At 63.2% G+C, this 25,237-nt stretch carries 23 protein-coding genes and 1 pseudogene; 7 read left to right on the forward strand and 17 right to left on the reverse strand.

Going from position 1 to position 25,237, the window contains the following annotated elements; genetic code table 11:
• Positions 1 to 64: 64 nt before the first annotated feature.
• The 10 genes and pseudogenes from ACEN83_RS18550 to ACEN83_RS18595 all read right to left on the reverse strand — a co-directional run.
• Positions 65 to 544: pseudogene (locus tag ACEN83_RS18550) on the reverse strand (NTP transferase domain-containing protein); the annotation flags it as partial.
• Between the two features lie 27 nt (positions 545 to 571).
• Positions 572 to 2,080, reverse strand: coding sequence for an aldehyde dehydrogenase family protein (locus ACEN83_RS18555; RefSeq protein ID WP_495578008.1), 1,509 nt, complete (start codon positions 2,078 to 2,080; stop codon positions 572 to 574).
• Positions 2,067 to 3,134, reverse strand: a complete 1,068-nt coding sequence (locus ACEN83_RS18560; RefSeq protein WP_495578009.1) for an aminoglycoside phosphotransferase family protein — start codon at positions 3,132 to 3,134, stop codon at positions 2,067 to 2,069. The genes ACEN83_RS18555 and ACEN83_RS18560 overlap by 14 nt, the downstream gene beginning before the upstream one ends.
• Positions 3,135 to 3,139: 5 nt before the next feature.
• A complete protein-coding gene (locus tag ACEN83_RS18565) occupies positions 3,140 to 3,493 on the reverse strand; it encodes a cupin domain-containing protein (RefSeq protein ID WP_495578010.1) in 354 nt (117 codons plus the stop codon).
• A 134-nt stretch (positions 3,494 to 3,627) separates the two neighbouring features.
• Entirely contained in the window at positions 3,628 to 3,996 is a 369-nt protein-coding gene (locus ACEN83_RS18570) for a cupin domain-containing protein (RefSeq protein WP_495578011.1), read from the reverse strand.
• Positions 3,989 to 5,272, reverse strand: a complete 1,284-nt coding sequence (locus ACEN83_RS18575; RefSeq protein WP_495578012.1) for a nucleotide disphospho-sugar-binding domain-containing protein — start codon at positions 5,270 to 5,272, stop codon at positions 3,989 to 3,991. The genes ACEN83_RS18570 and ACEN83_RS18575 overlap by 8 nt, the downstream gene beginning before the upstream one ends.
• 32 nt (positions 5,273 to 5,304) lie before the next feature.
• Positions 5,305 to 6,384 carry an ABC transporter ATP-binding protein gene (locus tag ACEN83_RS18580; protein WP_116583314.1) on the reverse strand — a complete coding sequence of 360 codons (1,080 nt, stop codon included), beginning with the start codon at positions 6,382 to 6,384 and terminating at the stop codon, positions 5,305 to 5,307.
• The gene (locus ACEN83_RS18585; RefSeq protein ID WP_495578013.1) at positions 6,377 to 7,183 is read right to left on the reverse strand and encodes an ABC transporter permease; all 807 of its coding nucleotides are present in this window, start codon (positions 7,181 to 7,183) and stop codon (positions 6,377 to 6,379) included. The genes ACEN83_RS18580 and ACEN83_RS18585 overlap by 8 nt, the downstream gene beginning before the upstream one ends.
• On the reverse strand, positions 7,180 to 8,040 hold the full coding sequence (locus ACEN83_RS18590) for an ABC transporter permease (protein ID WP_015095622.1): 861 nt from the start codon (positions 8,038 to 8,040) through the stop codon (positions 7,180 to 7,182). Before ACEN83_RS18590 ends, ACEN83_RS18585 begins: the two co-directional genes overlap by 4 nt.
• An 82-nt stretch (positions 8,041 to 8,122) precedes the next feature.
• Positions 8,123 to 9,178, reverse strand: a complete 1,056-nt coding sequence (locus ACEN83_RS18595; RefSeq protein WP_007976110.1) for a polyamine ABC transporter substrate-binding protein — start codon at positions 9,176 to 9,178, stop codon at positions 8,123 to 8,125.
• 295 nt (positions 9,179 to 9,473) lie between these two features.
• On the opposite strand from ACEN83_RS18595, the gene ACEN83_RS18600 reads away from it, so the two are divergent.
• From ACEN83_RS18600 to ACEN83_RS18615, 4 genes are all read left to right on the forward strand, one after another.
• The gene (locus ACEN83_RS18600; protein ID WP_015095624.1) at positions 9,474 to 10,406 is read left to right on the forward strand and encodes a GntR family transcriptional regulator; all 933 of its coding nucleotides are present in this window, start codon (positions 9,474 to 9,476) and stop codon (positions 10,404 to 10,406) included.
• A 99-nt stretch (positions 10,407 to 10,505) separates the two neighbouring features.
• Positions 10,506 to 11,780: a nucleotide disphospho-sugar-binding domain-containing protein gene (locus ACEN83_RS18605; protein WP_495578014.1), complete on the forward strand. Its 1,275-nt coding sequence runs from the start codon at positions 10,506 to 10,508 to the stop codon at positions 11,778 to 11,780.
• Between the two features lie 70 nt (positions 11,781 to 11,850).
• Positions 11,851 to 13,248 (forward strand): NAD(P)/FAD-dependent oxidoreductase, encoded by a 1,398-nt coding sequence (locus ACEN83_RS18610; RefSeq protein WP_495578015.1) that lies wholly within the window; start codon positions 11,851 to 11,853, stop codon positions 13,246 to 13,248.
• Between the two features lie 13 nt (positions 13,249 to 13,261).
• A complete protein-coding gene (locus ACEN83_RS18615) occupies positions 13,262 to 13,621 on the forward strand; it encodes a cupin domain-containing protein (protein ID WP_015095627.1) in 360 nt (119 codons plus the stop codon).
• A gap of 181 nt (positions 13,622 to 13,802) precedes the next feature.
• Here ACEN83_RS18615 and ACEN83_RS18620 read toward each other — a convergent pair whose 3' ends face one another.
• From ACEN83_RS18620 to ACEN83_RS18630, 3 genes are all read right to left on the reverse strand, one after another.
• Positions 13,803 to 14,843 (reverse strand): GGDEF domain-containing protein, encoded by a 1,041-nt coding sequence (locus tag ACEN83_RS18620; protein ID WP_495578016.1) that lies wholly within the window; start codon positions 14,841 to 14,843, stop codon positions 13,803 to 13,805.
• 123 nt (positions 14,844 to 14,966) lie between these two features.
• Complete coding sequence (locus tag ACEN83_RS18625; protein WP_116583309.1) at positions 14,967 to 16,382, reverse strand: purine-cytosine permease family protein; 1,416 nt, start codon at positions 16,380 to 16,382, stop codon at positions 14,967 to 14,969.
• Positions 16,383 to 17,535: 1,153 nt separating this feature from the next.
• Positions 17,536 to 18,576 carry an ABC transporter substrate-binding protein gene (locus ACEN83_RS18630; protein WP_495578017.1) on the reverse strand — a complete coding sequence of 347 codons (1,041 nt, stop codon included), beginning with the start codon at positions 18,574 to 18,576 and terminating at the stop codon, positions 17,536 to 17,538.
• On the opposite strand from ACEN83_RS18630, the gene ACEN83_RS18635 reads away from it, so the two are divergent.
• The gene (locus ACEN83_RS18635; RefSeq protein ID WP_157222277.1) at positions 18,575 to 18,730 is read left to right on the forward strand and encodes a hypothetical protein; all 156 of its coding nucleotides are present in this window, start codon (positions 18,575 to 18,577) and stop codon (positions 18,728 to 18,730) included. The two genes, ACEN83_RS18630 and ACEN83_RS18635, sit on opposite strands and share 2 nt — an antisense overlap.
• Positions 18,731 to 18,759: 29 nt before the next feature.
• Here the strand turns inward: ACEN83_RS18635 and argE are convergent, their stop codons facing one another.
• The 4 genes from argE to ACEN83_RS18655 are packed head-to-tail and all read right to left on the reverse strand — an operon-like array spanning position 18,760 to position 22,369.
• Positions 18,760 to 19,920, reverse strand: coding sequence for an acetylornithine deacetylase (gene argE, locus ACEN83_RS18640; protein WP_495578018.1), 1,161 nt, complete (start codon positions 19,918 to 19,920; stop codon positions 18,760 to 18,762).
• Positions 19,913 to 20,587, reverse strand: a complete 675-nt coding sequence (locus ACEN83_RS18645; RefSeq protein WP_007976091.1) for a DUF1028 domain-containing protein — start codon at positions 20,585 to 20,587, stop codon at positions 19,913 to 19,915. Before ACEN83_RS18645 ends, argE begins: the two co-directional genes overlap by 8 nt.
• Before the next feature lie 10 nt (positions 20,588 to 20,597).
• Positions 20,598 to 21,008, reverse strand: a complete 411-nt coding sequence (locus ACEN83_RS18650; RefSeq protein WP_003201555.1) for a RidA family protein — start codon at positions 21,006 to 21,008, stop codon at positions 20,598 to 20,600.
• Complete coding sequence (locus tag ACEN83_RS18655) at positions 21,008 to 22,369, reverse strand: flavin-containing monooxygenase (protein WP_495578019.1); 1,362 nt, start codon at positions 22,367 to 22,369, stop codon at positions 21,008 to 21,010. The genes ACEN83_RS18650 and ACEN83_RS18655 overlap by 1 nt, the downstream gene beginning before the upstream one ends.
• Before the next feature lie 274 nt (positions 22,370 to 22,643).
• On the opposite strand from ACEN83_RS18655, the gene ACEN83_RS18660 reads away from it, so the two are divergent.
• Both ACEN83_RS18660 and ACEN83_RS18665 read left to right on the forward strand, forming a co-directional pair.
• Positions 22,644 to 24,020, forward strand: a complete 1,377-nt coding sequence (locus ACEN83_RS18660) for a pyridoxal-phosphate dependent enzyme (RefSeq protein ID WP_007976080.1) — start codon at positions 22,644 to 22,646, stop codon at positions 24,018 to 24,020.
• Complete coding sequence (locus ACEN83_RS18665; RefSeq protein ID WP_218486175.1) at positions 24,017 to 25,195, forward strand: trans-sulfuration enzyme family protein; 1,179 nt, start codon at positions 24,017 to 24,019, stop codon at positions 25,193 to 25,195. Before ACEN83_RS18660 ends, ACEN83_RS18665 begins: the two co-directional genes overlap by 4 nt.
• Positions 25,196 to 25,237: the final 42 nt, after the last annotated feature.

Raw genomic sequence — 25,237 nt, forward strand, 5'->3', positions numbered from 1 at the left:
CCATGACGCCGCCATTGCAGAAGTTGATGTCCAGCTCCTGCGGGCTCGCATCCCTGGCTTCGCGGATCGCCCGCAAACGCCCCTGCTCCACCAGCAGCCGCCCGTAGGGTCCCGGCCGCTGGGTGTGAAAACCCGCCACCGCCACCGCCGCGCCGTCCATCAACGCCCTGCGCAAGCGATTCAAAGTCTGCGGGGTGATCAGCGGGGAGTCGCCAAACAGCACCAACACATAGCCCTGCTGCTGGACCTGCAAGGCCAGTCGGGCGGCGAGTACCGCGTGGGCCGTGCCCCGTTGTTCATGCTGGGTAAACACCTGTGCCGTCGGTGCGACCTGCCGCAGGTATTCAGCCACCTGCTCGCCGCCCGCGCCCACCACCACCGCCCGTTGCTCGATACCGGCCGCCTCCACCGCCGCCAGCACATGGCCGAGCAGCGGTCGGTTGCCCACCGGGTGCAGCACCTTGGGCAGCGGCGACTGCATCCGCTTGCCCTGCCCGGCCGCGAGAATCACCGCCAGCGTCGACCCGCCCATGTTGTCGCTCATCACGATCCTCCTGTGTGCATCCGGGCTTCAGGCCGGATCGCGATAGAACACATCGTCGGCATAGGGATACCACCAGTCCTGAATCTTCGGCTGGTGATCGATGATGACCATTTTCGAGCGGCGGAACGCTTCCAGCCCCTGACGCCCGAGCTCGCGCCCAAGGCCGGACATCTTCCAGCCACCGAACGGCAGCGCATCGTTGTCGATCAACGGGTTGTTGACCCAGACCATCCCCGCTTCCAGGCGCTCGGCCGCCTCCATGGCTTCGGCCAGGTCCGTGGAAAACAGCGAGGCCCCAAGGCCGAATGGCGAGTCGTTGGCCAGCCGCACCGCCTCATCGAAATCGCTGACCCGGCAGATCGCCGCCACCGGGCCAAAGCACTCTTCCTGAAGAATCGCCATGTCAGCGGTCACGCCGGTGAGGATGGTCGGCTCATAGAACCAGCCGACCGTCTGCCGGGGTGGAATCCGCCCGCCACACACCACTTTCGCGCCCTTGGCCACGGCGTCATCGACCAGGCGCATGACTTTGCTGCGGGCCGCTTCGCTGACCATCGGCCCGATCTCCGAACGTTCCAGGCCATGGCCGATGCGCAGGGCGCGGGTGCGTTCAGCGAACTTCGCGACAAATTCGTCATGCACCTCGTCCACGACATACAAGCGCTCAGCCGAGGTACAGATCTGCCCACTGAGATGGAACGCAGCCGTCACTGCACCCGCCGCTGCCACGTCCAGCGGCGCATGTCTGGAGATGATCAACGGATCGCTGCCACCGGCCTCGATGACGCAAGGTTTCATCCGCTCGGCACAGGCCACGGCCACCGCCTTGCCCGCCGCGACACTCCCGGTGAAGGCCACCGCGTGGGTCTGCGCCGACTGCACCAGCAGCTGCGCAGTCACCGCATCGCCCGGCACACAGGACACCAGCCCCGGCAACAACGCGCTGAAATGTTCCATGAACTTGAGGGTACACAGGGTCGTGGCTTCCGCCGGCTTGATGAGGCAGGCATTGCCCGCCGCCAGCGACGCGGCGACCGTCCAGCACATCAGCAGGATCGGAAAGTTGAACGGCATGATGTGTACGCTGACGCCATAGGGCTCGTAGCGCACATGCTGGAAGGAACCGATCTGCGTGGTGCCGGCGACCTTGCCGGCATCGTCCCGGGCCATTTCCGCGTAGTAGCGAAAGATCGGCGCGCAGTTGGCCAGTTCGCCCATGGCCTCGGGAAACGGCTTGCCCATCTCCAGGGTCATCAGGCGCGCGACTTCACGGTTGCACGCCAGGTTCTGTTCGATGGCATTGGCCAGTTGATGCAGGCGCGCGGCGCGGCTTTTCGCGTCGACCAGGCGCCATTGCTTTTGCGCGGCGGTGGCGGCATCGATGGCGGCTTGCACATCGGCTTCGCCACACACGCCGACTTGCCCGACCGGTTGCAGGGTCGCCGGATCGAGCACCTGGCGCACGCGGCCATCGCTCAACGGCAGGAACTCGGGGTTGATGAAACGCAAGGCAGTATCACTGTTAAAGGTGGCCATGGGATGATCCTTGAACCAATCGATAAGGGGTTTGACGCAATGTCGCCAGGGTCGTGGCGGGCAGCTCTTCTCGCCAGCCCGGCACATGCCGGTCGAGCCACTGGCGCAGGGGCGCAAAGGCCTCGGCGTCCAGCGCACGGACAAACAGACACAGGGTGCGCGGCAGGTGCGCCAGGTAAGCGTGCTTGCCGTCACGGCCGGCCAGGCGCACGAAAATCCCCAGCACCTTGGCGTGACGCTGGGCGGCCAGGCGCCGGTAGTCTTCGAGAAAACGCCGCGCGTCCAGCTCCGGGCGCTGCGACAGGTAATGGCTGATCAGTGCCTCACGCAACGCTTCGGGCACATCGCGCCGGGCGTCTTCGAGCAGCGACATCAGGTCATAGGCCGCCGCTCCGGCCAAGGCATCCTGGAAATCCAGCAAGCCGCAGGCGGCGACACCTTCGCGGCCTTGCAGCAGCATCAGGTTGTCGACGTGAAAGTCGCGCAGCACCAGGGCTTCGCGGCGCTGGGCAACGTCACCACAAGCCTCGGCGAACAGCGCCAGATACTCATGGCGCAGGTCCTGTGCCGCCTCTTTGCCAACGATTAAAGGCACGTACCAGTCGATGAACAGCGCGCACTCGTCCGCCAGTCGCTGCGCGTCGTAAGGCGCCAGTTCCGCAGCCGGCGCTGCGCGGTGCAAGGCCACCAGCGTATCGACCGCCAGGTGATACAACGCCGACTCCGAATGCCCGGCCAGCAGCAGCCGGGTGTAGGTGTCGTGACCGAAATCCTCGATCAGCGCCAGCCCCGCCACTTCATCTACTTCCAGCAAGGCCGGCGCGGACAGCCCCAGCCCTTGCAACTGCCGGGCGATGCGCACAAACGGGCCGATGGGTTCGCTCTGGGGCGGCGAATCCATCAGCAACAGGCCGGCGCCGTCCAGGCGGAAATAACGCCGGGTCGAAGCATCCGCCGGCAAGGCCACCAGCGGGGCCCCGGCGAAACCGGCGCGGGCCAGGAAGGCGGCGCGCTGGTCTTCACGGGTTGGCGATGACGCCAGTGCATCAGTCATGGCAGTCACCGGATCATGTAGACCTTTTTGATGGTCTCGTGGACGGTGCACACACCCTTCCAGTCCTTGCCGAAGAAGGCGGCGGTGTCGGGCTTGATCTCGATCACTTCGCCGGACTCGTGGACGTAGGTGCAGCGGCCTTCGAGGAAGTGGCAGAACTCGTCGCTGGTGACATGGCAAAACCACTTGCCCGGGGTGCAGATCCAGATGCCGCATTCGGACTGGCCTTCGGGGCCTTTGTGCAGCACCACGCCGGAGACACGGGATTCACCTTCGAGCATGGTCGGGATCACGCCCCAATCCTTGACGTCGGTGATGCTCAGGGGGTCGTACAGAAACGGGGTAGGCGACATAGTCATTATTGGTCTCCAAAAAAAGGGTTTTTTAGCTGCAAGCTGCAAGCCCCAAGCTCAAAGCTCAAAGCTCAAAGCTCAAAGCCCACATCGCGCTGCTTCTAACTTGCAGCTTGAAGCTTGCCGCTCAAAGCTCTCGCTCAAGCGAGCATGTACACATTGCGCAAGGTTTCCCGGACGTCGCATTCACCGGTCCAACCGGCCGGGAACAGCACCAGGGTGTTGGGCCGCACTTCGATCACCTCACCATTGTCGTTACGGTAAGTGGCGCGCCCGGCGATGAAGTGGCACAACTCGTCCCGGGGAATCGACAGCCGCCAGCGCCCGGGGGTGCACACCCACAACCCGGTTTCCGGGCTGTTGTTCGGGCCCTTGAACAGCAAGCGGCCGCTGGAATGCGAGACACCTTCGACGGCGTCGCTCTGCACGCCCCAGTCCACCAGGTCGGTGCGGCTGCTGACGGCTTCGAGGTACGGCGTGATACCCGCCGTGGTGGATGAATCAGGCATCGTTGAGCACCTTGTCGAGAATCGCGGCCGCGTCTTGCGGCCCCTTGCGGGATTGCATCTGCGCGCTGGTGCGCTGCAGGCGTTGGCGCATGGCCTCGTCGTTGAGGCAGCCGTGGAGTTTTTCTGCGAGCTGTTCTTCGCTCCATTCGTAGCGGTCGAGCTTGAAACCGTGACCGCTTTCTTCGGCGCGCATGGCGTTGTCGTGGCCGTCCCAGACGTAGGACATGACGATCGCCGGTTTGCCGAAGAACAGGCATTCGGTGAAGCTGTTGTTGCCGCCGTGGTGGATCACCGCATCGACCTGGGCGATCACCGACGGCTGCGGGAACCAGTTGGATATCTGCACGTTGTCCGGCAGGTCGGTGTATTCGTCGAGGTGCTCGCCAACGTTGAACAACGCCCGGTAAGGCAGCTTGCCCACCACCTCGATCAGGCGCTTGAGCAACTCGACATCGCCGGAACCGAGGCTGCCGAAGCTGGCGTACAGCAGCGGCTTGTCGTTGTGGGCGCGGAACGGTGGAATCTCGTACGGCGTGTCGTGGCGCACGCAACCTTGCAGGTAATGGAAACGCTCGGCCGGCAGCGGATGGCGGCGGTCGAACTTGACCGCGTCCGGGTACAGCAGCAGGTTCATGAAGGGTGAGGCTTCAAAGAAGGTGCCCAGCGGATAAGGCGCTTCACCGTGGGCCTGGAGGAACCGGTTGAAGTCCTCGTGGATCGGCCCGACCACTTCCTCGAAGCGCTGACGAAATTGCGCGTGGCCGGCCTTGTCGTCGATGCTCATGCCCGACAGGTGCGGCGGGATGTCCGGGTCTTCGATCTCGTTTTCCGAGCAGGAAATGATCCGCACCCACGGCTTGCCGTATTGCTTGATCGCCGGGAACAGGATCACGTTGTCGACGCAGATCAGGTCGGGCTTGACCTTGTCCAGCACCGCCGGCAGGTCCTTTTGCGCCCACTTGGCGGTTTCGACGATGGCCGCCCAGCATTCCTTGACGTAGTTGTCGATCTGCTCCAGTGGCGACTTGCGGAAGTTCGGGATGTGGCCGTTGATGAAGTCGACCCAGTAGCGGGCCATCTCTTCGGCCGGCATCGGCGCCGACATGTTGACCATGTGCTCCTCGAAACCATACCCGGCGTAGACACCGCTCATGCCCGGGTCGGTGAGGAACACCGCCTTATGGCCCAGGGCTTCACAGGCCTGGGCGATACCGACTGAGTTCAGCGCCGGGCCGTAGGCGGCTTCGGGGAAGAATGCGATCACTTTCTGTTTCATCGAGTGCTGCTCCTGCCTGGTCTTTTTATTGTTCAGCGTGTCAATACGCGGGCATGCCGGGCCTGCCAGCCCAGCCGGATGGTCGTGTCGATTGCAAAATGGGCGAATTCAAACTGTGAGGACGGCACGCGCACGATCAGCGGTTTGTCGCTGAGGGCTGTCTGCACGTGCAGGTTGGTGTCGAGGCCGTGGTAGGCGACCTCGACGATTTTGCCGCTGACCTGATTCGGGCAATCGCTGCCCTGCTCCGCCAGCACCTGCAGGCGTTCGGGGCGCACCACCACGGCGACGGACTGGCCGGACACCAGCGGTGCGTCGGTTTCCACGCTCAACTCCTGGCCATTCACGCGCACCGAATGCTGGCCCGAGCGCACGCCTTCGAGCAGGTTGCTGACGCCGATGAAGTTGGCGACAAACCGGCTGTTGGGGTTCTCGTACAGCTCCGACGGACTGCCGCACTGGCACACCTTGCCGCCGTCGAGCACCGCCATGCGGTCGGACATCACCAGCGCTTCTTCCTGGTCGTGGGTGACGATGATGAAAGTGATGCCGCTCTCGTGTTGCAGGCGCTTGAGTTCCAGCTGCATCTTTTCCCGCAGCTTTTTGTCGAGAGCGCCCAAGGGCTCGTCGAGCAATAAAACCCGTGGGCGTTTGACCAATGCCCGCGCCAGTGCCACGCGCTGACGCTGGCCACCGGAAAGCTGATCGGGCTTGCGCTCGGCCAGCTCACCCAGCTGCGCAGTGCTCAGCACTTCATCGACCCGGCGGCGAATTTCGCTTTCGGGCAGACGCTCCATTTCCAGGCCGTAGGCGATGTTCTTGCGCACGGTCATGTTGGGGAACAGCGCATAGGACTGGAACATCAGGTTCAGCGGACGCTTGTTGGCCGGCAGCGGCGAGATGTCATTGCCGTCCAGGTAGATGCAGCCACCGCTGGGGGTCTCGAAACCGGCGAGCATGCGCAGCAGCGTGGTCTTGCCGCAGCCGGACGGCCCGAGCAGCGCGAAGAACTCGTTCTCGCGGATGCTCAGCGACACCTCGTTGACCGCCAGGCCGTTGCCATAAGACTTGCTGACCTTGTCCAGGATCAGTACCGCGGAAGAATTATTCATGGGTGCGAGGAGCCTTGTTGAGACGCTGCGAAGCCAGCAGCGCGGTGATGCTGACCAGCATCACCAGCGTCGCCAGAGCGTTGATTTCCGGGGTGACGCCGAAGCGGATCATGGCGTAGATCTGCATGGGCAACGTGGTCGAAGCCTGGCCGGAGCCGGAGTTGAAAAAGGCGATGATGAATTCGTCCACCGACAGGGTGAACGAGAGCAATCCACCGGCCAGCACGCCGGGGAAAATCACCGGCAACAGCACCCGGCGCAAGGTGGTGAACCAGCTCGCGCCGAGGTCGATCGAGGCCTCGAGTATCGAATAGTCGAAGTGCTTGAGCCGCGTGCGCACCACCGCGCAGACGAAGGCGATGTTGAACACCGCGTGGCTGATGATGATCGAGTGCAGCCCCAGGCCAACCTTGAGCAGGTTGAAGAAGCTCAGCAGCGCAATCGCCAGCACGATGTCCGGAATGATCATCGGCGCCATCAGCAAGGTGTCGACCACCTGGCCCTTGTCATTGCCCTTGCGGCGCAACTCGATGCCCAGCGCGAGGAACGTGCCGAGCACGCAGGCAATGAAGGTGGCCGACAAGGCGACGATCAGGGTGTTGAGCGCCGCCGACAGGATCGCCGTGTTGTGCGCCAGTGCCGCGTACCACTTCAACGACACGCCGCCCCAGGCGGTGGGCAACCCGGACTTGTTGAACGACAGCAGGATCAACACCAGGATCGGTATATAAAGGAAGGCGTACACCAGCCCCAGGTGCGAACCCAGCACGGTGGCGCCGACAGAACGTGGCTGACTCATGAACGCGCCCCTTCTGCACGACGGGCCACCAGGGCCTGGATGAACAACAGGATCAGCATGATCGCGATCAGGAAGAAGCTCAGCGCCGCACCGAACGGCCAGTCCCGCGCCGTGAGGAATTGCGCATAGATCAGGTTGCCGACCATCTGCACCTGCTTGCCGCCCAGCAGGTCGGCGGTGATGAAGTTGCCGATGCTCAGCACGAAGACAAACACCGCACCGGCGGCGATACCCGGCACGCTCAGCGGCAGGATGATCCGGCGAAAGGTCATCCAGCCCGAGGCGCCGAGGTCTTTCGAGGCGTCCCAGAGTTCGTTGTTGATCCGCGACAGCGACGAGAAGATCGCCAGGATCACAAAGGGGATGTAGTTGTAGACCAGCCCCAACACCACGGACGACTCGGTGTACAGCAGGCTGATGGGTTCGCCGCTGTAGCCGAACACTTGCAGCAGGCGGTTGATCAGGCCTTCGCGGTTGAGCAGGACGATCCAGGCGTAGGTGCGGATCAGGTAGTTGCTCCAGAACGGCAGCATCACCAGGAACAGGTACACCGCCTGGCGCCGCCGTGGTGCGCGGGCAATCGCATAGGCCGCCGGGTAGCCGATCAACACCGCGAACACCGTGGCCAGCCCGGCGATTTTCGCCGACTTGAGCAGGATGCCCAGGTACAGCGGATCGAACGCGCGCTGGTAGTTTTCCCAGGTGAACAACCAGTCGATGCCACCGTAGGCACCGCGTTCGACGAAGCTGTAGACCAGCACCAGCAGGCACGGAATCACCAGGAACATCAGCAGCCAGCCAAAGCCGGGCGCAAGAAGCCAGGCCGACAGACGCCTGTCAGCATGCAAAGCACTCATTAACCCTATCCTCCCGCCTCAGGACAGAGGCGGCTTGCGAGCGTGGCGAGGCATGCCGGGCATGCCTCGGATCGACGTGGCGTTAGTTCTGCGCTGCCATGATTTCGGTGACGGCGCGGGTGTAGGCCTTTTGCGTGGTGCCGCCCAGGTCGCGCAATTGCTCCATTTTCAGCAGCTCGGCGGGGGCGATGGTCAGGTTGGGGTATTGCTTGAGCAGGTCCGCGGACAACCCGGCCATGGCCGCCTGGTTGGGGACTTTGTAGAGGATGTTTTCAGCGACCCAGGCGTGGTTTTCCTTGGCCAGCATGAAGTTGATGAACTTGAAGGCCTGGTCCTGGTGCTTCGAACTCTTGAGCACCACCATGGTGTCCACCCACAGGTCGGAACCTTCCTTGGGCACCACGAACTTGATCGCCGCGTTGGCCTGGGTGCCGTAGTTGCACCAGCCGTCCCAGGCGTGGGCCATCAGCGATTCGCCGGAAGCGAGCTTGGAATAGAAAGTGGTGTCGTCGAAGGACAGAATGCGTTTTTTGGTGGCGATCAACTGGTCGCGAACCGCGGCGATCTGTGCCGGGTCGCTGTCGTTGACCGACCAACCCTTGGCGAGGAAACCGGCGCCAAGCATCCAGCGGTCGGTGGCGAGCATCGTCACCTTGCCTTTGAGGGCATCGCTCGGGTTAAGCAGCTCGTTCCAGCTTTGCGGTGCTGGCGTCACCTTGTCGGAGCGATAGCAGATGCCCGTGGTGCCCCAGGTGTAAGGCACGGAGAACTGGTTGCCCTGGTCATATTCCAGGTGAGTGGCTTCGGGGTAGAGGTTTTTCAGGTTGGGGACTTTGACCGGATCGATGTCCGCCAGCAGCCCCTGCTTGTGCAGGACTTCGGCGAAGGGCGAGGAGACGAACACCACGTCATAGCCTTCACCACCAGACGCCATCAGCTTGCCCATGATTTCTTCGTTGGTGGCGTGCAGCGCCTTGTCGACGTCCACACCGCTGGCCGCCTTGAACTTCTCCAGCGCATCCGGGGCCATGTAGCCATCCCAGATGGAAATCACCATGTCTTTCGCACTTGCAGCCTGTGAGGCGATCGCCAGGGAAACGGCCAATCCCGCGCACAGAAGATCATTCAGCTTGCTCATAAATACTCACCCGACGATTGTTTATTGTTGTGTTCGAAGGCAGTACGGCAAAACGAGAAACGATTGCTGGTGTTTTTTTTTAGTAATTAGGACCAGTATCAAAAGATGTCAACGCCTTTTTCCGATTCCTCACCCTGTAGGAGCTGCCGCAGGCTGCGATCTTTTGATCTTGATCTTTAAGATCGCAGCCTGCGGCAGCTCCTACAGAGGAATGCGCGTTAGCACAGGACCATTGAGCGGCGCATGGCATAAGATGAGCACCTGATTCGCCAGCGACCGAACCGAGATAAGACGCTTGAGCACGACAGCCGAGAAAAAGCCCCGTACCAATCACCTGGAACTCGCCCGGCGAATTCTGGAGCACACCCAGGAAAGCGGCCTGGTGGCCGGCGACCCGGTGGCCGAACAGGCCCTGGCCCGCACGTTCCAGGTGTCGCGCACGCTGATTCGAGGTGCGCTGAAAGTGCTGCTGGAAGAAAACCTGCTGAGCCACGAAGCCGGCAAGGGCTACCGCTTGCTGGCATCGCCGGCGGGCCAGGCCTTCAACGCCGCCCTGCCCCAGGCCGAGGAAGAAGAACTGGCCGCCTCGGTGCTGCGTGACCGCATGGCCGGGCGCCTGGGCGACAGCATCAGCATCAGCGAACTGATGCGCCGCTACGACATCGGCCGGCCGGCGGCGCAAAAGGCTTTGCAGCAACTGAGCGAGAGCCAGGCCATCGAGCGCGGCCCCGGCCAGTCCTGGCTGTTTCGCCCGTCGCTGAACAGCCTGGCCGCCCTCGAAGAAAGCCTGAAATTCCGTCTGATCCTCGAGCCCGAAGCCTTGCTCAGCCCGAGCTTCAACGCCGACCCGCAACGCCTTGCGCTGTTGCGCAGCGCCATGCAAAGCCTGCTCGCCCGCCCCGTGGAAGACTTCGATCTGCAGCAGTTTCGCGAGCTGGACATCAGCTTCCACGAACTGCTGGCCCAGAGCTGTGGCAACCGCTTCATCAGCGACGCCCTGCTCCAGCATCAGGGCTTGCGCCGGCTGCCGAACCTGCTGCCATCGGTCAGCGTGCACCGCCTGCAAGAGGCCCTGCGCGAACACCTGCAAATCATCGCGCAGATCGAACGCGGGCAGATGGAGATCGCCGCCGACCTGCTGCGCCTGCACCTGCGCCTGAGCGCCGCACAACGCCCGCAAACCGCTAACCGGGGCATTCCGCAAAGTCATCTGTTCGGGCGTCGTTAAGCGCCACGCAAAAACATGATGATTTTTTTTTGAAAATAAGACAGCATCAAAAACACCTTCAGGAGCGGCGGGTCTGACCCGCCATGGACAGTCCTCGCCATGCAAAAACAAAAACTGATCGCCCTGTTTCCGGAAGCCAGTTTCGGCGCGGCCTTGAACTGCATTGGTATCGCTCAGTCGTTGCGCGAGCTGGGCGCCAGACCGGTGTTCATCTGCCACGAGCATTTCCAGGGGCTGTTCGCCGAGTACGGCTTCGACGAGTATCCGATTCCGCAAGTGAGCCCCTTGTCGGCGGCGGAACACCAGCACTACTGGGAACGCTTCATCGAGCGCAGCATTCCCTACTTCGACCAGACCCCGCTGGCGCAGATCGACAGCTACGTGGCGCCCGCCTGGGAAGCCATCATCGACACCGCGATCGAAGCGGAAAAACCCTTGCAGCAGTTGCTCGGCCGCCTCAAGCCCGACGTGATCGTGCTCGACAACGTGGTGATGTTCCCGGCCATCGCCAACGCCGGCTGCCCGTGGGTGCGGGTGGTGTCCTGCGCCGAGACCGAACTGCCGGATGCCGCCGTTCCGCCGTACCTCTCCGGCTGCCTGGCCAGTGACACCGAGGCCTGCGAGCGTTACTCCGAGCACTACCTCAAAGCGGTCGCACCGGCCCATGAACGCTTTTCACAGTTTCTCCTGGGCAACCATACGGCGCCCTGTCCGGCAGGGCAGTTCCTCACCGATTCACCCTGGCTCAACCTGCTGCTGTCGCCGACGCCTGTGCGCTATGAACGCCGGCAGCCGCTCGATCCGCAGCGCTACGTCTACCTCGACGGCTGCGTACGCCGCGAAGCGCCGTACATCGTCCCGGACTTTCCACGGCACAACGACGCGCCGCTGATCTACCTCAGCTTCGGCAGCCTCGGCGCCGCCGACACCGGGATGATGAAACGCCTGATCAGCACGATCGAGACCTTGCCGTACCGCTTCCTGGTCAACGTCGGCGCCTACCGCGACATGTACACCACCGTGCCGGACAACGTGTACCTCGACAGCTGGTTTGCCCAGCCCGCCGTGCTCAAGGAATGCGATGTGTTCATCCATCACGGCGGCAACAACAGCTTCTGCGAGGCGCTGTACTTCGGCTTGCCGTCGCTGATCATTCCCTATTGCTGGGACGGTCACGACAACGCCGCCCGCGCCGAGGAAGTCGGCGTCGGCCGCTACCTGCCGCGCTTCGCCGATCCCCTGGCCGCCCTGCCCGGCGCCCTCGAACAACTGTTGACCGACCAACCGATGAAGCAACGCCTCGCCTCGTTCAGCTTGCGCATGCAGGCGACCCGCGGCACCGACATTGCCGCCCGAGCGATCCTAGACCTCTAGCCATAACAACAAAAACCGTCGGGCAACCGAACGCAATCGTCGCTGCCCGACACACCGCCGGAGTTTCAGCATGAATGCCCCACCGCGTCTCGATGCGCTCGACCACGTCCTGCCCCATCCCTTCTGGCAGGACACCGTCACCCCACCGCCCGCCGCACCTTCCGTCAGCGCAACCGTGCAATGCGACCTGGCGGTGGTCGGTGGCGGATTTACCGGATTGTGGACGGCGCTACTGGCACGCCAGCGCAACCCCAAGCTGAGCATCGCGATCATCGAGGCCCGTCGTTGTGGCGGTGAGGCCAGCGGGCGCAATGGCGGTTTTTGTGCACCGAGCATTTCCCATGGCGTGTCCAACGCCCTCAAGCGTTGGCCGGATGAAGCGCAGCAACTGATCCGCCTGGGCCGGCAGAACCTCGATGAGCTGGCGGCCGATGTGGATCGCTTCGGCATGCAGGTCGAGTTCGAACGCCAAGGCAAACTCAACGTCGCCTACCAGCCGTGGCAGGTCGACGGACTGCGTGCCATGCAACGCAACTACGCGCGGTTCGGCATTGACTGCCAGTGGCTGGAAGGCCCTCAACTGGCACAGAAACTCGACTCCCCGGCGTACGTGGCGGGCCTGTTCGAACCCAACTACGCCCTGCTCAATCCGGCGAAAATGGCTGCCGAATTGCGCCGCGTATGCCTTGAACAAGGGATCGCGCTGTTCGAAAACAGCCCGGTGCTGCAACTGGATGCGCGCAACGACAGCCTGCGCCTGCGCACGGCCGATGGCGAAATCATCGCCGGGCAGATCGCCCTCGCCACCAACATCGCTCCACCGCTGCTCGGCCATCTGGCCTCGAGCGTGATCCCGGTCTACGACTACTCGCTGGTCACGGAGCCACTGCGCGATGAACAACTGGCCGCCATCGGCTGGACCGACCGATACGGCATCGCCGATTCCGGCAATCAGTTCCACTACCTGCGCAAAACCGCCGACAACCGCATTCTCTGGGCCGGCTTTGATGCCATCTACCATTTCGGCGGGCGCCGCGACGAAGCCCTGACCCAGCGCCCACAAAGCTTCCAGCGCCTGGCCGAACAGTTTCACCAGACCTTCCCGGCCCTCGGCGATGTGCGTTTCAGCCATGCCTGGGGCGGCATCATCGACACCTCGGCACGCACCACGATGTTCACCGGTTGCGAAAATCAGGGCCGCGTTGCCTATGCCTTGGGCTTCACCGGGCAAGGGGTATCGGCCAGTCGCTTCGCTGCGCTGAACATGCTCGACCTGTTGGCCGGGGAACGCACCGAACGCACCGAGCTGCTGATGACCTCCAAGGCGCCGTTCCGCTTTCCGCCCGAGCCGTTGCGTTATGTCGGCGTGAAACTGGCCCAGCGCTCTCTGGCGCGGGAGGACCGCGACGGTCACCGCGACCTGCTGCTCAAGACCTTCGATGCCTTTGGCATCGGCTTCGATTCCTGATCCGGAGACCACCATGTCCACAGCCCTGCCCCGGCACGTCATCGACTTCGCCAGTGAGCTTGCCCCCCGTGAAACCGAAATCGACGACCCGGCCGTGGTCGACGCGCCTTATCGCAGCAAGAGTTGGCGGCACTTTGTGGCGCCCGGGAAAAACGCCGTGGCCGGCATCTGGGAGGCGGGACCGCACCGGGAGCGTTGCCAGTGCGATTACGATGAGCTGTGCCACATTCTCGAGGGCACGGTGCGCCTGACCGATGCCGAAGGCGTCGCGCGCACGTTCGGCCCCGGCGATTCCTTCGTGGTCGCCAGCGGATTCCAGGGCACCTGGGAAAACCTCACCCCGGTGCGCAAGGTCTACTTCATCCTCGGCTAACCGGCGGATAGAAGGAGCAACAAAACACCTGTGGCGAGGGAGCTTGCTCCCGTTCGGCTGCGCAGCAGTCGCAAACCCTGTTTACCCGGTGATACCTGAGTGCTCAGGTTTTGGGGCCGCTGCGCGACCCAGCGGGAGCAAGCTCCCTCGCCACAGGTGCTGGGGTTCGTCCTTCAAGGGTTTACTGCCGTACCAGATTGCGCCCATTGCGCTTGGCCTGGTACAGCGCGTCGTCGGCGCGGGTCAGCAGGCTTTCCGGCGTGTCGCCGGGTTGTGCATGGGCCACGCCGAACGACGCGGTGATGGTGTCCAGCACGGTATCGGTGCCCCGGGCCTTGACCCGCAGCGACTGGATTTTCAGACGCAGACGCTCGGCAAACGCACCCGCCGCCGCCAGATCCGGGCAATCCTTGAGCACCACGCAGAACTCCTCACCGCCGTAACGCGCCGCGAAGGCTTCGCCTGACAGCGAGTCACGCAACACCCGGGCAACATGCTGGAGAACACGGTCCCCCAACGGATGGCCGTACTGATCGTTGAATTGCTTGAAGTGGTCGATATCCAGCATCACCAGCGCCACGCCGGAAGCCGCGTCATTCATCGCCTGTTCAAGCTTGCGGTTGAAGGTGGTGCGGTTGAGCAATTCGGTCAGGCCATCGAGGGTCGCGGCCAGTTGGGCGCGCTCCAGCTTGTCGCGCAGGCTTTTGATCTCGTGTTGCGCCGACTGCAACTGGGCGAGGAAGTGTTCCTGCTGCCCCTGCATCAGCCGGGTGCTTTGTTGCAACTGGATCAGGATGCTCGGCAAGCGCTCGCTGGCCGGCTCTTCGAGCATTTGCAGGTACTGGCCAAGGCTGGCCTGGAAGTTCTGGTTACCCTTCACGCTGCGCGAGACATCGCGCTCCATGTCGTCGACCAGGTTAATCGCTTCCTGCTGCCCGGAACGGGCGTCCGCCAGTTCGTCGCGGATGATGTACTCGCGAAACAGCCTGGTCGCCGACTCCGGCGGGAAAGCGTCGAAATCGTTGACCACCCGGTCCAGGTGCCGGTTGAGTTCCGGCTCCTGGCCCTTGCTGTAGGTGTACCAGAGCGCGTAGTGCACCGGGTTGGGCGGAATGTTGTGACGAACCATCAGCGGCACTGCCTGCTTGAGCAACGCCGCAGCCTCACGGGAATCTTCTGGATACAGCGCTAGAACAGTCGCACGCGTGTCGGATTGGCTCATGGCTTCACTGTGGTTGTTTATCATTGGCGATTGGCAGGCTCGCTGAGCATAACCATACGCCCGACAAACGGCTATCCCGAATTACAGCCTCATTTCAACCCGGTACGCCTGTTCCAGCGTCCTTTACATGTTGCCCGACATCAGACTCGCCACGTTCTGCCGGCGACGGTAAGCGGTATCGCGGTTCGCCAGCCAGTAGTACAGCGGCGTCGTGACGATCAAGCCCACCAGCCACGACAGATCCGCGCCATCGATATGCACTGCCACGGGGCCGGTGTAGATCGGCGTGTTCATGAACGGAATCTGCACCACGATGCCGATGGCGTAGGCCAGCAGCGCCTGCGGGTTGAAGCGCCCATAGATACCGCCGTCGACGCGGAAGATCGAGGCGATGTCGTAGTCACCCTTGTGGATCGCGTAGAAGTCGATGAGGTTGATCGCGGTCCACGGCACCAGCACCACCAGCAACGCCAGCACCAGGTCGACGAAATGCCCGATGAAATCCGCCGAGGCGCCGATGGCCGCCACGCAGCAACCGGCGAGGATGATCAGCGACAGCACCGCCCGGCTCTGCGCGGTCGGAATCCAGCGATGGGCGAAGGTTTGCAGCAAGGTGATCACCGAGAGCACCGCGCCGTACAGGTTCAGGGCGTTATGGCTGATCACGCTGAGCAGGAACAGCACCAGCATCAAGGGGCCGATGGCACCGGTGGCGAGTTTCACCGCGTCCATGGTGTCCATGCCCACGGGCGTGGCCAGCACGGCGACGGCGCCGAACACGAAGGACAGGATCGAGCCCAGCGACGAACCCAGGTAGGTCGCCCAGAAGGTCGAGCTGACCTTGACGTCCTTCGGCAAGTAGCGCGAGTAATCGGACACGTACGGCGCGAACGCGATCTGCCAGAGCGCTGCCAGCGACACCGTGGCCAGCCAGCCGGAGATGTTGAAACTGCCGCGGGTCAGGAAGTCATCGGTCTGCACGTGGGTCAGGATGTAGCCGAAGCCCAGCACGATGCCCAGGCCCAGCACCCAGGTGCCGATGCGATTGAGCACGTGGATGAAGCGGTAGCCAATGATGCCGATGATCCCCGAACCGAGGCCGCCGAGGACGATGCCCACCGATACCGGCACACTTTCGACCACGCCATGCAGCGACTTGCCGGCCAGGACGATGTTGGAGGCGAAGAAGCCGATGTACATCACGCCGGCTATCACCACCACCAGCAACGCGCCCAGGGAACCGAACTGCGCGCGACTCTGGATCATCTGCGGAATGCCCATCTGCGGGCCTTGCGCCGAGTGCAGCGCCATCAGCACACCACCGACCAGGTGGCCGACGATGATCGCGACAATGCCCCAGACCAGGTTCAGGTGGAACAACTGCACGCCGAGCGCACCGGTGACGATGGGCAACGGCGCGATATTGCCGCCGAACCACAGGGTGAACAGATCTTTGACCTTTCCGTGGCGATCCTCAGGAGGGACGTACCCGATCGTGTGTTTCTCGATGAGCGGGGCGGATGAAGCGGTGGTGGACATGACGAACTCCAAGGCAAGGATGAGTACGTGTTCGTACTTCGGTGTGCGCAAACGGGACGGCGCATTTCTTGTTGGAGACGATCATGGACAAAGAGCGAGGAGAGGAAAATTAGTTAATTTGTGCCTTTAAACCTTAAAAAAGATTGCGCAGTAATGGCCATTTATCAGCAGGAAAAACCAATAATAATCAGAACAACAAAATCCCTGTGGGAGCGGGCTTGCTCGCGAAGGCGGTGGCACATCCGACATCAATGTGACTGACATACCGCTTTCGCGAGCAAGCCCGCTCCCACAGGGTCCTGCGTTTCAACTGACTGTCATCACCACTGCGCGAAGGCGGCAAAGCTTGAACCCGAGGTATCGCACTGTTTTTTGTGGGAGCGGGCTTGCTCGCGAAGGCGGCACATCCAGCATCCATGTGGCTGACATACCGCTTTCGCGGGCAAGCCCGCTCCCACAGGGTTCTGCGTTTCAACTGACTACCATCACCACTGCGCAAACCCGGCAAAGCTTGAACCCGAGGTATTGCACTGGTTTTTTGTGGGAGCGGGCTTGCTCGCGAAGGCGGCGGCACATCCAGCATCGATGTGGCTGACATACCGCTTTCGCGGGCAAGCCCGCTCCCACAGGGTTCTGCGTTTTAACTGACTGTCATCACCACTGCGCGAAGGCGGCAAAGCTTGAACCCGAGGTATCGCACTGTTTTTTGTGGGAGCGGGCTTGCTCGCGAAGGCGGCGGCACATCCAGCATCGATGTGGCTGACATACCGCCATCGCGGGCAAGCCCGCTCCCACAGGGTTCTGCGTTTTAACTGACTGTCATCACCACTGCGCGAAGGCGGCAAAGCTTGAACCTGAGGTATCGCACTGTTTTTTGTGGGAGCGAGCTTGCTCGCGAAGGCGGCGGCACATCCAGCATCGATGTGGCTGACATACCGCTTTCGCGAGCAAGCCCGCTCCCACAGGGTTCTGCGTTTTAACTGACTGTCATCACCACTGCGCGAAGGCGGCAAAGCTTGAACCTGAGGTATCGCACTGTTTTTAGTGGGAGCGGGCTTGCTCGCGAAGGCGGCGGCACATCCAGCATCGATGTGGCTGACATACCGCTTTCGCGAGCAAGCCCGCTCCCACAGGGGGTTATGCGGTGCCTGAATTAGCGCGCAGCCCAGGCGTTGAAGCGCTGTTCCAGCTCTTCGCCATGGTCGACCCAGAACTCTGCGTCCACCGCCCGTGCGCCGGCCAGGTTGGCCTCGGCGGTCGGCAGTTGTTCCTGCACATCCTTGGGCAGCAACGGCAGGGTCTGGCGATGCACCGGCCCGTAGGGGATGTTTTCCGAGAAGACTTTTTGTGTCTGCGGCTGGCTGGCGAACGCGATGAAGTTTTCCGCCAATGCCTTGTTCGGCGTGCCTTTGACCACCGCCCAGTATTCCGGGTCGTACAGGCTTTGCGGCCAGACGATGCTCAGCTTCATGCCCTCCTTTTGCGCCGAGGCGATCCGGCCGTTGTAGGCCGCGCTCATCACCACGTCGCCGGCCACCAGCCATTGTGCCGGTTGCGCACCCGCCTCCCACCACTGGATGTTTTGCTTGATCTGGTCGAGCTTGGCGAAGGCCCGGGTCACGCCTTGCGGGGTTTTCAAGACCTTGTAAATGTCATCCGCCTTGACGCCGTCGGCCAGCAAGGCGATTTCCAGGGTGTACTTGGCGCTCTTGCGCAGGCCGCGCTTGCCCGGGAAGTCGGCGACGTTCCAGAAGTCCGCCCAGGATTGCGGCGCCTTGGCCTGCTTGCTCTGGTCATAGGCCATGACCATCGACCAGACGTAAGTGGCCACCCCGCATTCGGTCAGCGCACCGGGCACGAAGTTCGCCGAATCACCGAAGCGCCCGGCGTCGAGCTTCTCGAACAGGCCCTCCTCGCAACCGCGCAACAACTCGGGGCTTTCGACTTCCACCACGTCCCAGCTGGTGTGACCGGCCGAGACCATGGCCTTGATCTTCGACAGCTCGCCGTTGTACTCACCGGCGATGATGTTGCCCGCGCCGCTGGCATTGAACGGCTGGAAGTAGGCTTTATCCTGGGCCTGTTTGGTAGCACCACCGAAGGAAATCACGGTGAGGTCCTGGGGGGCCGCCCACACACTGGCACTCAACAACGCCAGGGCAAACGGAACACTGCAACGCAAGGATCTGGACATGGATCGCTTCCTCGAAAGTATGGGTTCGCACACTGACCAATGCCGATTCGTCACCTGTAGGAGCCGGCTTGCCGGCGATGGCGGCGGATCGGTCAAAACCGATGTCGCCTGCCAAATCGCTATCGCCGGCAAGCCGGCTCCTACAGGTGATTGACCGGAATCAGCCCTGTTGACCCATTGTTGTTATTGCTCACTCAGATAAGCCGCCAGGCGATCCATCAGGCGGTCACAGGCCGCCATCTGGTCGACGCTGACAAATTCATCGGGCTTGTGCCCCTGGTCCATGCTGCCGGGACCGCAAACCACGGTCGCAATCCCGGCCTGATTGAACAGCCCGCCTTCGGTGCCGAAGGCCACGGTGCCGAAATCATCGCTGCCGCACAGCTCGGCAATCAGCCGGGCGGCGGCGCTGTCGGCGGGTGTCGCCAGGCCCGGATAGGCCGAGATTTTTTCAAAGCGGATCGCGGTATCGCTGTCCACGGCCTGCATGGCCGGCAGCAACGTCTGCTCGGCGTAGTCCTGCAGCTCATCGACCACCACTTGCGGAGCGAAGTCCGGCAAGGCGCGGATCTCGAAATCGAAACGGCAGTCCGCTGGCACGATGTTCAGCGCCGTACCGCCCTGGATCACGCCGACCTGCACGGTCGAGAACGCCGGGTCGAAGCGCTTGTCGTGCAACGGCGGCCGGGCCAGGGTGGCGCCGATGTCGCCCAGCCGACCGATCAGGCGCGCGGCCTGCTCGATGGCATTGACCCCATAAGGCGCGTAGGCCGAATGACAGGCCGCACCACGTACGTGGCAACGCATCGCCAGCTTGCCCTTGTGGCCAAGCACCGGCTTGAGCTCGGTCGGCTCACCGATCAAACACAACGCCGGAGCCGGAATGCGTTGGGGCAACACCTCCAGCAAACCGCGCACGCCAAGGCAGCCGACCTCTTCGTCATAGGAAAACGCCAAATGCACCGGGCGCTTCAAAGGGCTGGCGAGAAACACCGGCACGGCGGCCAGCACCGAGGCCAGATAGCCTTTCATGTCCGCGGTGCCGCGACCGTACAGCTTGCCGCCCGCCTCGCTCAGGCTGAACGGTTCGACCGTCCAGGCCTGGCCGTCCACCGGCACCACATCGGTGTGACCGGACAGCACGATGCCGCCGGCCACGCTCGGGCCGACCGTGGCCAACAGATTGGCCTTGGTCCGCTCGGCGTTGTAGATCAGTTCGCAATCCACGCCCAGCTCGTGCAGGTAGTCACGCACGAACTCGATCAGCTCGAGGTTCGAATCGCGGCTGACCGTGGCGAACCCGATCAACCGCGCGAGCATGGCGCGGCTGCGCAACTCACTCATCGCCGGGCACTCCATACGCGGGGGCCAGGGTCGGATTGAGGGCGCGGGTCAGGTAGTCCTGCAATTGCGGCTCGTAGGCCGTCCACAGTTTGCCCAGCTCGCCAATCGGGTTTTCATCGGCCCAATCCACCCGCAGGTCGACAATCGGCCAGGTCAGGTCACCGACCACCGACAACGCCGCCGAGTGCACCGCGCCCGCTTCGCCGCCGGCGTCCTGCCCGGCCTGCAAGGCGTTCATCAGGCGGGTGGCGAGGCAGCCTTCGCTGTTTTCGAAGGCCGCGACCATCGCCTCGATCACCCCACTGTTGGCCAGCAGATTGCCGGCCGCCACGCATTGGTCACCGGCCACCGCGTTGTTGATGCCCAGCGCATGATTGCCGCTGAACACCGCCGTACGACCGTGGGCATCCACCACCGCCACCTGGCGGTACTGGCTGTAGCCGTTACGGGTCAACGAGTGGTCCAGCGCCTGGGGCGGCGCCGAGCCGTTGGCCAGTTCATCGAGGATCTGCGGGCCGAGGGCCGGCAGCGTGATGTTCTGGCTCGACACCGCACCGACCCCGGCCCGCAGCCAGGGGCAGCGCGCGCCGACGGCGATGCTCGAAGAACTGATGGCAATGCCCAGCTGGCCGGTCTCGGCGCAGCGACCCACGATGGAAAAAGTCATGGCGAATTCCTTATTCAGGGATAACGGCAATCACGTCGATTTCCATCAGCCACTGCGGCTGGCCGAGGGCACTGACCACCAGCCCGGTGGAAATCGGGAACACACCCTTGAGCCACTTGCCGACCTCCTGGTACACCGGCTCGCGATAGCGCGGGTCGATCAGGTAGGTGGTGGTCTTGACGATGTGGCTCAGGTCGCTGCCCGCCTCTTCCAGCAATTGCTTGACGTTGCGCATGGCCTGTTCGGCCTGGGCGCGCGGATCACCGAGGCCCACCAGTTGGCCGTTGAAATCGGTGCCGACCTGACCACGCACATACACGGTATTGCCGGCGCGCACGGCCTGGCACAGATCGTTGTCCAGCGTCTGATTCGGGTAGGTGTCTTTGGTGTTGAACATGCGGATGCGGGTATGAGTAGGCATTAACGAACTCCCATGAGGCTGGCTTTCTGAACAGGTGCGCGGGCGGCGTCGGCTTGACGCTGGGTCGCATCCCGATAGTTGAAATAGGTGTGCTGTTTAACGATGTGATCAGCGATGTGCTTGGCGTCGTGCCAAACGCCCCAGATGAACGCGGAGCCACGACGGGACTGCCACGGCAACCCGACGAAATACACCCCCGGCTCGGCCGACACGCCGCGCTGGTGCTGTGGCTTGCCGTTTTCCTTGAAGGCATCGACCTTCAGCCAGCTGTAGTCGGTGGAGTAACCGGTGGCCCAGATGATCGTGGTCACGCCGGCCTTTGCCAGGTCCAGTTCCAGGATTGGGTTTGTCACGCAATCCGGATCGGCCAGCATGGCCCGGGCTTCCGGTTCCAGCGGCAGGTCGAGGCCGTTGCGCTCGATATAGGCGTCAGCCTTGTCGAGCAGCGCGAGGTAGTTTTCATCGCCACGGCGGATGTTGTCGGCGAGGTTGTTTTCGAAACTCACCACAGCGCCATTGAACGATTGAGTCAGGCCGACCAGGGTCATGCCCTGATGCGCCAGGCGACGGAAGTCCACGGTGTGGCCGCCACGGGCACCGCTCACGGCGATGGTCACGTGTTCCTTGCCCGGTTGCATGGCCTCGGCATCCCACTCGCCCAGCACCCCCAGCCACCAGCAGAAATCGCGGTTGCGGTAGGCGCGCGGCGGACGGTCGTGGGCGCCGACCGAGAGGTAGACCTGTTTGCCGGAACGTTGCAGTTCATCGGCGATCTGCACGCCCGAAGAACCGGCGCCCACCACCAGCACCGCGCCTTCGGCCAGCTGCTGCGGGTTGTAGTACTGGGCGGAGTGAATCTGGCTGATGCCGGCCATTGGCGGGGCAATCGGCGGAATGGCCGGACGCTGGAACGGGCCGGTGGCGACCACGACGTGGCGGGCCTCGATCACGCCGTCAGAGGTTTCAACGGTGAAACCCGGACGGTCGGCATTACGTTGTACGCTCTTGACTTCAACACCGGTGCGGATCGGCGCGTTGAACTTGCGGGCGTAGGCTTCGAAGTACTCGGCCACCTGCTCTTTGCCGGCGAAGGCGTCCGGGTCCAGGCCATCGAATTCCAGGCCAGGGAAGCGGTCGTGCCAGGCAGGACCGTTGGCCACCAGCGAATCCCAGCGACCGGTGCGCCAGGCTTCGGCGATACGGTTGCGCTCCAGCACGAGGTGGGGCACACCGAGTTTGCTCAGGTGTTCACTCATGGCCACGCCGGCCTGGCCGGCGCCAACAACAAGCGTATCAATTACGGTTTTATCAACTGTCATGGCTGTGCACTTCTGAAAGGTGGTTTGATTCAGGTCGGTCATGGCTGCCGCCTCGATTCTGATCACTGTTGTTCTTCTGCTGCGGCTATCGGTATCAGGGTGTTGGCCGCATTCTGTTCGGAGCCGGGAAATAGCGAAATTATGTTTTTTGTGGTTGCTGGCGAGGAAAAAGCGTCGAGGTGACCGGCTGGCCGTGCGAGGTTGCGGTCCACCCGATCCCGGCCTATGGTCCAAGCGATGCATTGCCCGCGACCGGCGCGAAGACCCGGCGCGGATTGCTGTCCATCCAGTGCGGATTCACGCAAGGAGTGATGACATGCCCGACTATTCCCGTCCTGCCGTACTCGAACTGATTGGCAATACCCCGCTGGTACGCGTCAGCCGGTTCGATACCGGTCCCTGCACGCTGTTTCTCAAGCTCGAATCACAGAACCCCGGCGGTTCGATCAAGGACCGTATTGGTCTGGCCATGATCGACACCGCCGAACGCGACGGTCGCCTGCGCCCCGGCGGCACCATCGTCGAAGCCACCGCCGGCAACACCGGCCTGGGCCTGGCCCTGGTCGGCCGCGCCAAGGGCTACCGGGTGGTGCTGGTGGTGCCGGACAAGATGTCCACCGAGAAGGTCTTGCACCTCAAGGCCATGGGCGCCGAGGTGCACATCACCCGCTCCGACGTCGGCAAGGGCCATCCCGAGTACTACCAGGACGTTGCCGCGCGGCTGGCGGCGGAAATTCCCGATGCGTTCTTCGCCGACCAGTTCAACAACCCGGCCAACCCGCTGGCCCACGAATGCAGCACCGCGCCGGAGATCTGGGCGCAAACCCAGCATGATGTGGACGCCATCGTCGTCGGCGTCGGATCGGCCGGCACCCTCACCGGGCTGACCCGTTTCTTCAAACGCGTGCAGCCGGACCTGGAAATGGTCCTGGCCGACCCGGTCGGTTCGGTGATGGCCGAATACAGCCGCGGTGGCACCCTCCCCACCCCTGGTTCCTGGGCGGTGGAAGGCATCGGCGAAGACTTCATCCCGTCGATTGCCGACCTGTCCAGCGTGCGCCACGCCTATTCGATCAGCGACGAGGAAAGCTTCGACCATGCCCGCCAGTTGCTGCGCGCCGAAGGCATTCTCGGCGGCTCGTCCACCGGTACCCTGCTGGCGGCGGCGCTGCGTTACTGCCGCGAACAGACCCAGCCGAAACGGGTGGTGAGCTTCGTCTGCGACACCGGTACGCGTTACCTGTCGAAGGTCTACAACGACCAGTGGATGAACGATCAGGGCCTGCTGCAACGCAAGCACTACGGCGACCTGCGCGACCTGATCGCGCGGCGATTCGAGGATGGCCGGGTGATCAGCGTCGGCCCCGACGACACCCTGCTCACCGCATTCCAGCGCATGCGTCTGGCGGACGTGTCGCAACTGCCGGTGCTGGTGAAGGGTCAGCAACTGGTCGGTGTGATCGATGAGTCCGACATCCTGCTGGGGGTGCATGAGGACGTTGCGCACTTCCGTAAAACCGTGGCCAGCGCCATGACCGACAAACTGCAGACCCTGTCCCCCGCTGCCACCCTGGCGGAACTGGAGGCAGAGCTGGGCCGTGGGCTGGTGGCGATCATCCAGGATGCCTCGGGTTTCCACGGCCTGATTACCCGAACCGACATGCTCAACCATTTGCGGAGATCCCTGCCATGAGTCAACAGGACAAAAACGCCCCGCCTCAGGGCTTCGCCACCCGGGTGATCCATGCCGGGCAATCGCCGGACCCTTCCACCGGGGCCTTGATGCCGCCGATCTACGCCAACTCCACCTACCTGCAGCAGAGCCCCGGCGTACACAAGGGGCTCGACTACGGGCGCTCGCACAACCCGACGCGCTGGGCCCTGGAGCGCTGCGTGGCCGACCTCGAAGGCGGCACCCGAGGCTTTGCCTTCGCCTCGGGGCTGGCGACCATTTCCACGGTGCTCGAACTGCTCGACGCCGGTTCGCACGTCGTCTCCGGCAACGACCTGTACGGCGGCACCTTCCGCCTGTTCGACAAGGTGCGCCAGCGCAGCGCCGGGCACCGCTTCAGCTTCGTCGACCTGACCGACCTGGCGGCGTTCGAGGCGTCCTTGCAGGACGACACCCGCATGGTCATGGTCGAGACCCCGAGCAATCCGCTGCTGCGCCTCACCGACCTCGCCGCCATCGCCCGCACCTGCCGCGCGCGCGGCATCATCTGCGTGGCCGACAACACCTTCGCCAGCCCGTGGATCCAGCGCCCGCTGGAACTGGGTTTCGACATCGTGCTGCACTCGACCACCAAATACCTCAACGGCCACTCCGACGTGATCGGCGGCATCGCCGTGGTCGGGCAGAACGCCGAACTGGCCGAGCGTTTGGGCTTCCTGCAAAACGCCGTCGGCGCCATCGCCGGGCCGTTCGACGCCTTCCTCACCCTGCGCGGGGTGAAGACCCTGGCCCTGCGCATGGAGCGTCATTGCAGCAACGCACTGGAACTGGCGCAGTGGCTGGAGCGTCAACCGCAAGTCTCACGGGTCTACTACCCCGGCCTGCCCTCGCACCCGCAGCACGAACTGGCCCAGCGGCAAATGCGCGGTTTCGGCGGGATGATCTCCCTCGACCTCAACAGCGACCTGGCCGGCGCCAAACGCTTCCTCGAAAACGTGCAGATCTTCGCCCTGGCCGAGAGCCTGGGCGGCGTGGAAAGCCTGATCGAACACCCGGCGATCATGACCCACGCCACCATCCCGCCCGATACCCGGGCAGAGTTGGGGATTGGCGATGGGTTGGTGCGGTTGTCGGTGGGGGTTGAGGATGTCGAAGACTTGCGCGCAGATCTGGCGCAGGCGTTGGCAAGGATGTAAAGGTCAAAAGATCGCAGCCTGCGGCAGCTCCTACAGGGTACG

It is taken from the genome of Pseudomonas sp. Pseusp49 (assembly GCF_059491875.1).